Source organism: Varunaivibrio sulfuroxidans (assembly GCF_029318635.1).
Taxonomy (GTDB): Bacteria; Pseudomonadota; Alphaproteobacteria; order Rhodospirillales; family Magnetovibrionaceae; genus Varunaivibrio; species Varunaivibrio sulfuroxidans.
Genome location: NZ_CP119676.1, coordinates 204,526 through 217,948 on the forward strand (window position 1 = coordinate 204,526; position 13,423 = coordinate 217,948).

Annotated in this window: 9 protein-coding genes; 6 read left to right on the plus strand and 3 right to left on the minus strand. The window is 59.4% G+C overall.

What is annotated here, in order from left to right; genetic code table 11:
- Positions 1 to 44: 44 nt before the first annotated feature.
- Entirely contained in the window at positions 45 to 245 is a 201-nt protein-coding gene (locus P3M64_RS00945) for a YgaP family membrane protein (RefSeq protein ID WP_132940039.1), read from the minus strand.
- Positions 246 to 427: 182 nt separating this feature from the next.
- Between P3M64_RS00945 and P3M64_RS00950 the strand changes: the two genes are divergently transcribed.
- From P3M64_RS00950 to P3M64_RS00975, 6 genes are all read left to right on the plus strand, one after another.
- Positions 428 to 1,555: an efflux RND transporter periplasmic adaptor subunit gene (locus tag P3M64_RS00950; protein ID WP_132940038.1), complete on the plus strand. Its 1,128-nt coding sequence runs from the start codon at positions 428 to 430 to the stop codon at positions 1,553 to 1,555.
- A 21-nt stretch (positions 1,556 to 1,576) separates the two neighbouring features.
- Positions 1,577 to 4,852 carry an efflux RND transporter permease subunit gene (locus P3M64_RS00955; protein WP_132940037.1) on the plus strand — a complete coding sequence of 1,092 codons (3,276 nt, stop codon included), beginning with the start codon at positions 1,577 to 1,579 and terminating at the stop codon, positions 4,850 to 4,852.
- A gap of 68 nt (positions 4,853 to 4,920) precedes the next feature.
- Entirely contained in the window at positions 4,921 to 5,793 is an 873-nt protein-coding gene (locus P3M64_RS00960) for a phosphotransferase (protein WP_276157045.1), read from the plus strand.
- A 2-nt stretch (positions 5,794 to 5,795) separates the two neighbouring features.
- Entirely contained in the window at positions 5,796 to 6,449 is a 654-nt protein-coding gene (locus tag P3M64_RS00965) for an AAA family ATPase (RefSeq protein WP_276157046.1), read from the plus strand.
- Between the two features lie 40 nt (positions 6,450 to 6,489).
- Entirely contained in the window at positions 6,490 to 7,230 is a 741-nt protein-coding gene (locus tag P3M64_RS00970; protein WP_132940035.1) for an SDR family NAD(P)-dependent oxidoreductase, read from the plus strand.
- A 304-nt stretch (positions 7,231 to 7,534) separates the two neighbouring features.
- Positions 7,535 to 11,686 carry a hypothetical protein gene (locus P3M64_RS00975; protein WP_132940034.1) on the plus strand — a complete coding sequence of 1,384 codons (4,152 nt, stop codon included), beginning with the start codon at positions 7,535 to 7,537 and terminating at the stop codon, positions 11,684 to 11,686.
- Positions 11,687 to 11,695: 9 nt separating this feature from the next.
- Here P3M64_RS00975 and P3M64_RS00980 read toward each other — a convergent pair whose 3' ends face one another.
- Together P3M64_RS00980 and cobA are read right to left on the minus strand one after the other, a co-directional pair.
- Positions 11,696 to 12,601: a CbiX/SirB N-terminal domain-containing protein gene (locus tag P3M64_RS00980; protein WP_132940033.1), complete on the minus strand. Its 906-nt coding sequence runs from the start codon at positions 12,599 to 12,601 to the stop codon at positions 11,696 to 11,698.
- Positions 12,594 to 13,373 carry a uroporphyrinogen-III C-methyltransferase gene (gene cobA / locus P3M64_RS00985; RefSeq protein WP_132940032.1) on the minus strand — a complete coding sequence of 260 codons (780 nt, stop codon included), beginning with the start codon at positions 13,371 to 13,373 and terminating at the stop codon, positions 12,594 to 12,596. The genes P3M64_RS00980 and cobA overlap by 8 nt, the downstream gene beginning before the upstream one ends.
- Positions 13,374 to 13,423 lie beyond the last annotated feature (50 nt).

The following is a 13,423-nucleotide window of genomic DNA, read 5'->3' on the forward strand; positions in this document are numbered from 1 at the left end:
AAGGCCCGCATTGGCGCGCGATGCGTCGATTGGCGGAAGGGCGATTAAAAGGCGCAGCCCGGTTTTGCGCCGATTTTCTTGAGGATGGTCGCCAGAGGGCAAAACTTGGTAAACGCCGCTTGCAAAAGATTGGCGCCGACGAATACGGTAAGCCAGAGCCAGTTGGGGTTTACCCAATGCGCCAAGGCGACGCTCAATAGGATGACGATCCCCGCAAACGCCATGACGAGACGGTCGATAGACATGATTTTCTCCTTGTTTTTAGCACGTGAGATTACGAAGACGACACACAAAGCTTACCAGCTTACGGGGCGTCGAGGGCCTGTTATAGCACATAATTTAGATATTGCTAATTTAGTTTGATCTAATTAATAAAGAGCATGACGCCATACGAGGCATGTAAGCCGTAACGCGAAAGGTGCAGACGATGACGCCCTGGCTCCAGACCCCCCGGCTTAAAGCCGTTGCAATTTTAGCGATTTTTGCCGCGCCGGCTTTCGCCGCCGCGCAGATCGCGCCCCAGGCCGCTTGGGGGCAAGAGAACAAGGTTGCTCCTCAGGCGACGCCGACGGTATCGGACGGGGTCGATTCGAACGCCGGCGTAGCCTCCAACTCGGTTCCCAGCCCGACCTATACGGTAACGTTGCGCACCGTCGATGATCGTAAATCGGTCTTCGCCACGGTGCAAAGTAAGGACGTCGCTTCGGCGCGTACCCGGATCGGCGGCACTATCGTCGAATTGAAGGCGAACGAAGGTAATTTGGTGAAGGCCGGTCAAGTTCTGGCGCGGGTCGTCGATAAAAAACTCGCATTGCGCCTACAGGCCCTGGATGCCGAGGTGAGATCCCTGGATTCGCAACGCACCTTGGCCAGAACGGCGCTTGGTCGGGCGAAAAAACTATGGAGTTCCGGGACGATACCCAAGGCTCGCCTTGATGAAGCGACAACCAATCTGGATGTTGTCAATCAGCAATGGGCGGCGGCGCAGGCTCAGCGGCGCGTCGTCATCGAGCAACAGAGCGAGGGCGATGTCCTCGCGCCCGCCGACGGACGTATACTTAAGGTCGATCTGACCAAGGGCGCGGTCGTCTTGCCGGGCGAAACCGTGGCCACCCTGACGGCGTCGGCCTACATCCTGCGCCTGCAGGTGCCCGAACGCCATGCCCGTTACATCAAGGTCGGCGACGTGGTGATGGTCGCCGAACGGGGGTTGGAATCTCTGACGCCGGACGCCGAGAAATACCTGCGACGGGGCTATGTGCGCCAAGTCTATCCCGAAATTAAACAAGGGCGCGTTAGCGCCGACGTCGAGGTCGCGGGTCTTGAGGGGTTTTTCATCGGCGAGCGTATTCGCGTTTATATTTCAACGGGGAAGCGCCAGACTTATGTGATTCCCAAGGCGTATATGTTTAATCGCTTCGGCATCACCTTCGTGCGCCTGGAAGACGGCACCGAGGTGGTTGTGCAACCGGGGCTTCCCATCGACGGTGGCGTTGAGATTCTTTCCGGGCTGAAAGAGGGCGATGTTCTCGTCCTTCCCGGCGCGCACGAATAAGGCGGCCAGGGAACGGAAACGATGAAACTAGGCATCTCGGGACATCTCACGAAGTATTTCATTCGCTCGGCGTTGACGCCATTGATTTTGTTGGCGTCGATCGCGCTGGGCTCTGTGGCGTTGCTGATGCTGCCGCGTGAGGAAGATCCCCAAATCAGCGTGCCGATGGTCGATATCATGGTTGACGCCAACGGCTTCAAGGCCGCCGACGCCGTCGAATTGGTGACCAAGCCTCTGGAAGATATCATCAAGGGGATCAATTCGGTCGATCACGTCTATTCGCGCACCGAGGACGATCGGGTGATGGTGACGGCGCGCTTTAACGTCGGCACCGACGAGGACGTCGCGATCTTGCGCGTTCACGATCAAATTCGCGCCAATATGGATAAGCTGCCGTTGGGCATTCCCGCGCCCTTGATTGTCGGGCGGGGCATCAACGATGTGCCGATCATCACCCTGACCCTGTCGCCGACGCGATTGTCCCCGGCGGGCAAGCCGACGCGTTGGAACGACAATACGCTGTACGACGTGGGCGAGGAATTGCTGCATGAATTGGTCAAGGTCGATAACGTCGGCCTGACGTTTATCGTCGGTGGCCGCCCCGATCAAATCCGTGTCGAACCCGACCCCGAACGGCTGTCGTTATACGGCGTCACCCTGAATCAATTGGTGGAGAAGGTTAAGGGCGCGAACCGCTCGTTTCTGGTCGGCTCGCTGCGCGAGACCAACCATACCGTTCCCGTGGTCGCCGGACAGACCCTGAACGGCATGCCCGATATCGGATTGTTGTTGATCACCGCGCGTGACGGTCGTCCGGTGTACTTGAAGGACGTCGCCAAGGTCGTCGTCGGCGCCAAGCCCGAGGAACATCGGGTCTGGCAGATGTTGAAAAAGAAGGACGGTTCTCTCAGCGTGACGCCGGCGGTGACGCTGGCGATCGCCAAGCGCAAGGGGGCCAACGCGGTCAATGTCGCGAACGACGTTATCGCCCGCCTGAACAGCGTGCGCGGTCGATTGCTCCCTCCCGGCGTGGTCGCCACGATCACCCGCAACTACGGCGCCACGGCGACCGAAAAATCCGATGAATTGCTGTTCCATCTGGCGTTGGCGACGTTGTCGATCGTGGTGCTGGTCGGCGTCGTCCTGGGATGGCGCGAAGGCGTCGTGGTGATGGTGGTGGTGCCGACGACGATCCTGCTCACGTTATTCGCCGCCTATTTGATGGGGTACACCATCAACCGGGTCAGTCTGTTCGCGCTCATCTTCTCGATCGGTATTTTGGTTGATGACGCCATCGTGGTGGTCGAAAATATCGTTCGACATTGGCGCAAGGGGGGGATGAAGCACCCTCTCGCGGCGACGATCGAAGCGGTCGCCGAAGTCGGCAATCCGACGATCATCGCCACTTTGACCATCGTCGCCGCGTTGCTGCCGATGATGTTCGTGTCGGGGATGATGGGACCCTATATGAGCCCGATCCCGGCGAACGCCTCGGCGGCGATGATTTTTTCATTTTTTGTCGCGATCATCATCACGCCGTGGTTGTTGTACAAAGTCACATTTCGCGGAAAAAGCGCGCCGTCTCCTGCCGATCTGGAGGACCATTTGGTCAGCTTTGGCGGCGACGAGGCCGACGAACACCACGACATCGGGGCGATGGGGCGTTTTTACCTGCGCGTCGCCACACCGGTCCTCAGGGGGCGCAGGGGAGCGAAAATTCTACTTGTCGTGGTGGGCGTCGCCACGCTGGCGTCGCTGCTGTTGTTCGTCACCAAAACGGTGACGGTGAAGTTGTTGCCGTTCGATAACAAATCCGAATTGGAATTGGTCGTCAATTTGCCCGATGGGGCTTCCCTGGAAGAAACGGACCGGGTCATACAAGCCGCCGCCGAGCGCCTGAAGGACTTGCCGGAATTGACCAATATGCAGGCCTATGTAGGTACGGCAATGCCGTTTAATTTCAATGGCTTGGTGCGACATTATTATTTGCGCTCAAAACCTTGGGAGGGAGAGTTACAGATTAACTTGAAGCCAAAGGCGGACCGTGAACGTCAATCCCACCAGATCGCTCTCGACGTGCGTCAGCGGATCAAGGGGTTGGACACGCCTAAGGGAACGACGATCAGCGTCGTCGAAGTGCCGCCCGGACCGCCGGTTTTGGCGACGCTAATGGCCGAGGTCTACGGTCCCGATCAGAAATCCCGTAGGGCCGCCGCGCGGAAAATTCGCAAGGCCTTTGAGAGCCTCGATTATGTCGTCGATGTCGATGATACCTTCCGTAAGCCGACCAAGCGCCTGCGCATCAAAATCGACAACGATAGCATGGAGTTCAACGGGGTTCAGGAAAACGCCCTGTACAATACTATTTCCGCCTTGATCGGTGGGGTTAATGTCGGTTATTCCCAGCGTGGAAAGGGTGAAAACCCGATTGAAATCACGATCCGCCTGCCCAAAAGCGGGCTGTCGTTCGGTGAACGTTTGTTCACGACCCCGGTGCCCGCTCCGGGTGAGGCGGCCGATACCGGAGCGGTGGTCGAACTGGGCGACGTCGTCACCGCACGTTACGAGAAGGCGTCGTACCCGATTTTCCGCCGCGACGGCCATTTCGAGGAAATGGTCACCGGAGAACTGGCGGGCCGCTTCGAGGCCCCGATTTACGCCATGCTCGACGTCGAAAAAGCCTTGAAGAAAATGGATTGGGGCGTCTCCGGCCCACCGCCGGTCAGCTACCATGGTCAGCCCCGGGACGAATCGAAGGTCTCCATTCTGTGGGACGGCGAATGGGAGGTCACCTACGTCACCTTCCGCGACATGGGGCTGGCCTTCATTTTCGCTATCCTGGGCATCTATCTTCTGGTCGTGGGCCAATTCGGCAGCTTCAAATTGCCGTTGGTTATTCTAACGCCGGTACCCCTGACCCTGATTGGGATCATGTTCGGCCATTGGTTGTTCGGCGCCCCGTTCAGCGCCACCTCGATGATCGGCTTTATCGCCTTGGCGGGAATTATCGTGCGCAACTCGATCCTTCTGGTGGACTTTATCCGCCATCTTCAAATGCGCGGAAAACCCCTGCGTGCGGCGTTATTGGAGGCGGGTTCGATCCGTTTCAAGCCGATTTTCCTGACCGCTATCGCGGCGATGATCGGTTCGGCCTTTATCCTCGCCGATCCGATTTTCCAGGGCTTGGCGATTTCCATGGTGTTCGGCCTGGCGTCATCGACGGCGTTGACCCTTTTGGTGATCCCGGCGATATACGTCTTGCTACGCGATGACGGCGTGGAGATCGAAGAGCGTTGATCGGATATGGGGGCGGGGGCTATAACTGTTCTCCCCCTCCCTCTGTCCGGTCAGGGAACCGCGTCGAAATGATCGTAGAAGACCAAAGCGAAGTCGTGGCTTTCCTGTCTCGCCCCGAAGCTTTTGGCGATGGCGCGCAGGAGGTCGAGCGCGTCGAGACCCATATTTCGCAAATTTTCATCGGGCGCGATCGGGTGTTCAAGCTGAAGCGCGCGGTGCGTTTTCCTTACCTCGATTTTTCTACGCTCGAGCGTCGCCACGAATCATGTCTGGCCGAAGTGGCGATCAACCGCAGGAGCGCGCCCAAGCTTTACAAGGGCGTGCGCGCGGTCCGCCGTGGGGGGGACGGGACCCTGAGTCTCGACGGCGCGGGCGAAGTGATCGACTGGGTCGTCGAGATGGTGCGTTTCGACCAGGATACCTTGTTCGACCGTTTGGCCATGGCGGGCAAGCTCGACCGTCATATGATGGACGATCTGGCGGATGTCATTTCTGCCTTTCACGCCCACGGCGAGCCGCGCACCGACGGCGGCGGGCGCGCCGGGATCGCGCGGACCATCGAAAGCGACGATAACGCCTATCTCGATGCGGGCGAGGGGGTCCTCGGTCGGACTCGGACAAAGGACCTGAAGAACCGTTTGTGGGACCGCCTCGACCAGGTAGGTCCCTTACTCGAAGAACGGCGGCGAAGCGGCTGCGTGCGGATGTGTCACGGCGACCTGCACTTACGCAATATCTTTCTCATGGATGGCCGCCCCGTGCTCTTCGACGCGATAGAGTTCAATAATAATTTCAATATCATAGATGTTTTATACGATTTGGCTTTTTTGCTGATGGATCTGCAATACCGTGGCTTGGGCGACCTCGCCAACATAGTGATGAACCGCTACTTGGATATTACCGGGGCATCGTGGGGGTTGGGGGCGATGGGGCTGTTTTGAGCATGCGCGCTTCCTCGCGGGCGCATATCAACGCCGCTTTGGCGCAGGCCGCCGGTGATCGCGGCCCCCACCGCGATGAGGCGCTGGCTTATTTTGACATGGCGGTGAAGTATCTCACCCCCTCGACGCCGCGCCTGATTGCCGTCGGCGGCCTTTCGGGCAGTGGAAAATCCCTGACCGGACGTACCCTGGCGCCGCTGCTCGGCCCGCAGCCGGGGGCGCGGATCGTCCGTTCGGATACCCTGCGCAAACGTCTGATGGGGGTGCATCCCCTGGATCGTCTGGACGAGGAAGGCTACAGCCGGGAGATGACGGAGAAGACCTATCGGGCCGTTTATGACGAGGCGGAAATGGTCCTCTTGGCGGGGCATTCGGTGATCGCCGATGCGGTCTTCGCGGGCGCGGATGAACGGCGCGCCATCGCCCAGGTGGCCGAACGGGTCGGCGTGCCCTTCGACGGCCTGTGGCTCGAAGCGCCCGAGGCGGTCATGGTCGAACGGGTGAAGCGGCGGATCAACAACCCGTCCGACGCCGATGCCGAGATCGTCCGCCGGCAGTTGAATTACGACCTGGGTGAGGTGACCTGGCATCGGATCGACAGTTCGGGATCGCGTGAACAGACATTTCGCTCGGCGACGGCGGTTTTGGGGCTGTAATCCCCTAGCCAGCGGGTCTTTTTTATCATAGCGTTCGAGCATGGATAAAAAGCGAAAAACCGTTGTCATTACCGGCGCGTCGCGGGGTATCGGCCATCATACGGCCCTGAAATTCCTTAAAAAGGGATGGCAGATCATCACCTGTTCGCGCGATGAGGTGCCTAAGGAATGCAAGCGCGATCCCAACTGGACGACCCATATCCCTACGGACCTGGGCGATCGCGACAGCGTACGCAACTTCATCGCCGAGGCGAACGCGATTTTGGATGGGGGACCGCTGCATGGTTTGGTCAACAATGCAGGTCTGTCGCCGAAGACGCCGTTTAAGGAACGTTTAGGCTGCCTGAACGGCGATATCGACGCCTGGCGCGAAGTTTTCGACATCAATGTGTTCGCGGCTCTCAAGCTGTCGCGGGGGTTCGCTGCGGCGCTGCATAAGGGGAGTGGGGCGATCGTCAATGTGACGTCCATCGCTGGGCACTCTATCCATCCCTTCGCGGGTTCGGCCTATTCGGTTTCCAAGGCGGCGCTTTCGGGTCTGACGCGTGAATTGGCCAACGAATTCGCCGCCCTTGGCGTGCGCGTCAACGCCGTCGCCCCAGGTGAGATCGAAACCTCGATGATCCAGCCCGAATACGAGGCGCTGATCCCGCGTATTCCCCTGGAACGGATGGGCACGCCCGAGGATGTCGCCAACGTCATTTATTTTCTGTGTTCCGACGAGGCGAGCTATGTGACCGGGGACGAAATCTGGATTACCGGCGGGCAACATATGTTTTAAAGGCTGGGCGCCTCCAAGCGGCGCGCGGTGTGCCCTGGGTCTGTCCTGGGTCTGTCCTGGAACGGCCTTGGCGAAAGTTATCCACATCCCGTTCGGCGCTTTGTCCACATATCCTCAGATTTATAGGGGGTTGTGCACAAAAAAACACAATATATTGTGCTATGTGGCGGTTTGAGGCTACCATATGGGCATCGTATAATCTTATGTATGATCGGACAAACGATCGTTAAGGCCGGTGCGCCAATTTTTGGGCCGCCTCGGCCACTGGGTGCGTTTCGCGTTGAATGCACGCAAGGGGCTGGACATGGTTGATCACAAAGGCGTTGAACACAAAGGCGAAACACCCTCCCATTCCTCCGGTGACGCCGGACGGGACGGTGACGACGATGCCCTTGCGGGCGCCTTGGCGCGCACGGAGGGTGGCGATTCCCTGTCCGACGGCCCCCTTTTCGAGCCCGATGCCTGGCCGACGCCGTTTTATTTAAAATACCGTCTGCCGATGTGGGGTGGTCTGATCGCGACCACGGCCTGGGTGACGGCGATGATCTATTATCTACGTGTCAGCATCGGGTTTGACGATCTTTCGGCGCTTTTGCCGTATGAATTGGGGGGATTGGCGGCAGGCGTGGTCACGCCGGTGGCGTTTTTATGGATGGTGGTCGCCTTCTTCGAGCGGGGGCGTTCATTGCGTCGCGAAACCGAGGCGCTGCGCTGGCAACTCAATCAACTGACCTACCCGTCGGGCCGGGCGAGCCAACGCCTGAAGGAAGTGACCGATGCGTTGCGCCGTCAGTCTCGGGACCTGAGCAAGGCCTCGGATGAGGCCGTGACGCGCGCCGGCGCCGTCACCGATCAAGTGCGTGAGCGCACCCTGGAGTTGGCGCGGGTTTCCGAAGACGCCGATTTACGTACGCAAGCGGTCGCCGAGGCGTTGAGCCGCCAGACCGACGACTTGCGCGTGGTCAGTGAAAAAGTCGAGGAACGCGCGCGCCAGGCGGCGGATGTTCTGCATCGTCGTGGCCATGAAATCGCGACCAGCACCGATCGCGCCTCGGCGCGGGCGGAGGCGCTGAGCGATGTTTTGCAGCGCCGGACCGGAGAATTGGCGACGGTTACCACGCAGTCCACGACCCAGGTCCGGGAAGTCGCCGATCTCTATTCCGAAAAAATCCGCGAACTCGACGATCTTTCGCAGGAAACCACGACGCGCGCCGATGAGGTTGGCGGGCGTCTGCATGGCCGTCTCGAAGGCCTCCTCAAGGCCGCCCGCGACGTTACCGGCGAGGTCGCCGCCAGCGCCGAGATGTTGCATGACAATACCGAGGAACTGGCCAAGCAAACGGAAAAAACAACTTTTCAGGCGAGCCTGACCCGCGAAACCTTGCGTCGGCAAAGCCAGGATTTGGGCGATATCGCACAGCTTGTGGCGGGCCAAACAACCCAGATCGAGGTTACCCTCGCACATCAGACCAAGACGTTGAACGAAACCTCGAAAAAGGTCTCGACCGACGTTGACGCCCTGTCGGAAACGCTGGCCCAACGTTCGCGCAATTTGATTTCGGCGTCGGAACTGGTTGGGTTGCGTCTCAAGTCCAGCGCCGAGACGATGCGTAAGCAGGCGAAGGAAATGATCGAAAACTCCGATGCCGCGGGCGAGCGCGCAACTCGGATTAACGAACAATTGCGCCAATCTTGCGACAGCCTGAGCGGCGCCGGTAAATTGGCGCAGGACAGTGCGGCTCAGGCGGGCCTTTCCCTGAACGCGCAAGCCGAACTGGTGCGTGAACGCGCCGATGACGCCGTTCACGATATCGCGCGCGTGGGCGAGACGATGATGGCGCGCCGGGCCGACATCGAAGAGGTTCGCGCCGGTGCGTTTGATGATATCGAGGCCGTGGGCAACGCCTTGGAAACGCAAGGTCAGAATGTCGCCATCGTGGCGAGCCGGGCGCGCTCTGAAATTTCGGGGGCCAATGACGCTATGTTTGCAAGCGCCGAAAAATTGGCCGTGGCGGCCGATAGCGGCGCGGCCAAGATCGGGACCGCGACCCAATCCCTCAGTAAAGGTCTGGGGGAATTGAATCTAACTTCGGAACGTACGGCGCGTGTCGCCGAGGCCTTCCGTCAGCACTTGTCGATGATCCGTGAAGCATCCGATGCGGCGGTCAATCGCCTCGATGCGCTGGCCACGACGGTCGGCGAACGCTCCTTGCAGGTCGATGGGGCGAGCCAGAAGGCTTCGGAGCACTTACACGATGTTTCCGGCGTCCTTGAGGAAAAAGCGGATCGCCTGACGTATTTGTCGGCGCGCACCGGAAAATTAATCACGGCGGCAGCTGAAAATCTAGGTGAGCGCACGCACGATCTGGATTTGGCGGCGCACAATGCGCAATCCCGCTTGCAAAGCGTCGGCGGGCAAATGCGCGCGACATTGGAGGATATGGTCGATACCTCCGAAAACGCCGCGGGGCGGGTGGAAACGGTGACCGAGGTTTTGCGTCAACACTCTCAAGGATTATCGTCGGTCGCCGACAGGGCTGTCGATGAGGTCGGCAAGGCCTCTTTCGCCCTGCTTGATCGCTCCCGCGATGTCGGGGCGGCGTCCGACCGTGCGGCCAAGCTGATCGCCTTGGTTTCCGACGCCCTGCGCAGGCAAAGCGATGAGCTGGATAATTCCAGCGAGCACGCCAGTCAGCGCATGCAAAGCGTTGGCGAGGTTTTGCGCCAGCGCGCCCATGAAATGGACGCTTTGGGGGCGCAGACCTCGGAGCTTCTCGATCAGGCGGGCTTTCGTTTGCGCGAGCGCGGCGGGGACCTGTCTCAGGTTTCCGACACCGCGGTGGAAAAAGTCGGTCACGTGACCGATGCTCTGTTGGGAAGCCAGAACGCCCTGGAAAGCGTTTCCCAGAAGGCGCAGACGGAAATGCACGACATGAGCCGTACCGTGCACGATAGGGTGAATGACGCCGCCGAAGCCTCCGACAACGCCGCGTTGCGTTTGGATTCCATAGCCGACGCCATTCGCCAGAATATGGCCAACATGGACAACACGGTCGACCGCGCTCAGGACCGGCTGGATACGGTTGGAGATCTTCTGCGTCGGCGCGCGCACGATCTGAACGAAGCCTATGTCCAGGCGGGTGAAAACGTACAGGCGTTTTCTTCGTCGTTGCGCGCCGAGGCGGACACCTTGACCCATGTTTCCGATGAGGCTACGGCTAAATTGGCCAAGGTCGGCGAGGAATTGGGCGACAAGAGCCGGGTGGTGGTGGGCGCCGCCGAACAGGCGGGCAAGGTCTTGGGGGGCGCTTCCAATATCCTTTCTCAGCAGTCCGAGGCGTTGAGCAAGGCTTCCGAACAAGCGGCGGCGCAGGTCGAAAAAGTCACCGACGCCTTGGGCGAGCGGTCGGATGAATTGAATGCGTTATCGGAACGGACGGTAACCCAGATGCGCGAGGCCGGGCAGAGCCTACGCCAGCGGCTGCACGAGCTTACCGGCGCCTCGACACAGGCGACAACGAAGATAGATGGCGTTTCCGACGGCCTTAAGTTCCAGTCTCAGGAAATCGGCGCCGTATCCGAGGAAGCCGTTGCGCGTCTAAGTCAGATCAGCGAAATACTCAATCAGCGTGGACAGGAAATCACGATGATTTCCGATCAAAGCATTTCCAAACTGGCGCGCTTCGGGGCGATGGTCCAGGGCCAGGCGCAAGACGCCCAAATTCGTACCGAAAATTACACGACGAAAATCGACGCCACACAAGAAAAACTCAGGCGTCAATTAATGGACCTCACCACGCTGTACGGCAAGGCCGAAACGGGCGCCGAACGACTGAGCGACGTTCTGCTTAAGCACGGTAAATCGGTAGGCCGTATATCGACCGAGGCGCTCGGTTCGGTCATCACCTGGGATAAGACCCTCAAGGGGCGCGTCGATGCCCTGACGGCGGCGAGTGAACAACTCGCCCGCCATGCCGAGGACGTCAGTCGAGGCTTCGACGTCAAGGTCGATGCGATACACGGCTCGGCGCAAGAGGCCGCCGCAATTTTGGAAAAATTGGAAAATCGGGTCGGTCAGGAGAAAACGAACGATTTTCTCAAGCGGGCGACCTTTGTTACCGAGAAACTGCAATCGCTTGCCGTGGATATGGCCCGGGTGAGCGAAACCGCCATCAGCGAGGACGATTGGCGTCGCTTTAACAAAGGAGAAAAAGGCGTATTCGTACGCAAGATGCTGGGATTTCGCGAGCGTGGCGCGCTCAATTCCATCAAGAATCGGTTTCAAGAAGACGCCGAGTTCCGCGAGTATGTTGACGGCTATCTGTCCGTTTTCGAGGCCATGCTTTCCGAAGCGCGCGAGCGCGACCATGAGGGGGTCTTGAACGCGACGTTCCTGACCTCGGACATGGGTAAATTGTACATGCTGCTCGCCCGCGCCCTGGGACGCGATCAATAATACCGACTTTTATCGATCGCCGCCCATTGAGATGGCGTCGCGCACCCTTTGGATGACGACGTCGGCGATGATCGGTTCGAGACCGATGGGGCGCAGATACCAGATGCGTCGGCCTTCGTTGGCGTACGGCCCCGCCACGCTGCGGGTCCCTTTTTCCAGATCTTTTAACGCATCGTCATCAGGGGGTAGTTCGAGACACTGGGGGATATCCAAGGCGCCATGCTGCCCTCCGGCCATCAGGAACGGGACGACGATAAGGTTTGGCGCGGGGGTTATCGCGCGCCAATTACGAATAAATGGGGGTTCCTCCAGGAATGCCGCCCGAATGTGCGCGGGAATGACGAAGTTGGTGAGCACCGCCACCGCCGCCTGGGTTTGATCGTAGGATTGTCGGCTTTTGCCGCTGCCGTGCCCTACCATGATGATGCAAGTATCTTTGGCGACAAGATGATGCTTGGCGACGATGGCGCGGATGGTTTCGCCGGTCGCGGAAATGACGTGGGAATCGGCGCCTACGGGTGGACATAGATGCAATCGGCGCGGTCCCGTGGGACCGTGGCGCACGGTGAGCGGGCCGTAAAGTCCCAGTTTTTTGGGGATGATGCCGGTGGTGACATGGCCTTTGCATATCATATTGGGGACGATATAGATGTCGGGTGACGCGATGGTGTCGATCACTTCGGTGGCGAACGGCGGCTGTTTTAAAAATCCGGCATGAACGGCGCCGAAGATGGCGCGGTTGCGCAAAGTCTCGCTGTGCAAAAGCGTCGGTAGGGCGCTAGAGGGGTTTCGGCTGGACCCATGGCCGATCAACAGAAGGGCCGCATTCGGCCAAGGACCATCCTCGCCGCCATCTTCGGAGCCAACCTTAAGCCTATCCGGAGATCCGACAGCGTGCGGGGGCGTCTTAGCCATGGGCTTCCTGATCACACTGTTCGGCGGGGTTGCGCCACGTCAGGATGTCGGCCAAATCGACGACGCGCCCGATAATCAACAAACTGGGGGCGCGCAACTTGGCCCGGTCCACGCACTGGGGCAGTTCTCCCAGAGTGGTGATGATCGTGCGCTGATCGGCGGTGGTGCCTTTTTCGATACCCGCGGCGGGCGTCGTTGCGGGCAGGCCTGCCTTGACCAGTTCGTCCGAGATTTTCTGAACATTGATCAGTCCCATGTAAATGACCAAAGTCGTGTTGGGATCGGCGAGGCTTTTCCAATTCAGGTCCAGATGTTGACCGTCGCGACAATGCCCGGTGACAAAGCGCACGCCCGTGGACAGTCCCCGATGGGTCAGGGGAATGCCGGCGTAGGCGCCACATCCGGCGGATGCGGTGATGCCGGGAACGATTTCGAAGGGAACGTCATTTTCGGCCAGCCGGGTCGCTTCCTCGCTGCCGCGTCCGAAGATAAACGGATCGCCGCCTTTAAGGCGCACGACGGTGTGTCCCGATTGCGCCAAATTGACGAGAAGATCGTTGATTTCGTCCTGGGGCATGTGGTGATTGCGCGCCGCCTTCCCCGCGAAAATCCGGGTTGCGCCGGCGGGCACCATCTCCAGGATATCATCCGACACCAGGCGGTCATAGACCACCACGTCGCACGATTTGAGGACCCGCACCGCTTTGACGGTCATCAGTTCGGGGTCTCCGGGGCCCGCCCCCACGATATACACAAAACCGGTGTTGTTCACGTTATCTTTTCCGTTTCTAGACTAAAAATGGTGCGATCCTAAAGCGTATA

What these genes read in the sequence shown, in the direction of transcription:
- P3M64_RS00975 (WP_132940034.1), top strand. Translation starts at nt 7,535, where the DNA reads ATGGTTGATCACAAAGGCGTTGAACACAAAGGCGAAACACCCTCCCAT.
- P3M64_RS00965 (WP_276157046.1), top strand. Translation starts at nt 5,796, where the DNA reads ATGCGCGCTTCCTCGCGGGCGCATATCAACGCCGCTTTGGCGCAGGCC.
- P3M64_RS00950 (WP_132940038.1), top strand. Translation starts at nt 428, where the DNA reads ATGACGCCCTGGCTCCAGACCCCCCGGCTTAAAGCCGTTGCAATTTTA.
- P3M64_RS00955 (WP_132940037.1), top strand. Translation starts at nt 1,577, where the DNA reads ATGAAACTAGGCATCTCGGGACATCTCACGAAGTATTTCATTCGCTCG.
- P3M64_RS00960 (WP_276157045.1), top strand. Translation starts at nt 4,921, where the DNA reads ATGATCGTAGAAGACCAAAGCGAAGTCGTGGCTTTCCTGTCTCGCCCC.
- P3M64_RS00980 (WP_132940033.1), bottom strand. Translation starts at nt 12,601, where the DNA reads ATGGCTAAGACGCCCCCGCACGCTGTCGGATCTCCGGATAGGCTTAAG.
- P3M64_RS00945 (WP_132940039.1), bottom strand. Translation starts at nt 245, where the DNA reads ATGTCTATCGACCGTCTCGTCATGGCGTTTGCGGGGATCGTCATCCTA.
- P3M64_RS00970 (WP_132940035.1), top strand. Translation starts at nt 6,490, where the DNA reads ATGGATAAAAAGCGAAAAACCGTTGTCATTACCGGCGCGTCGCGGGGT.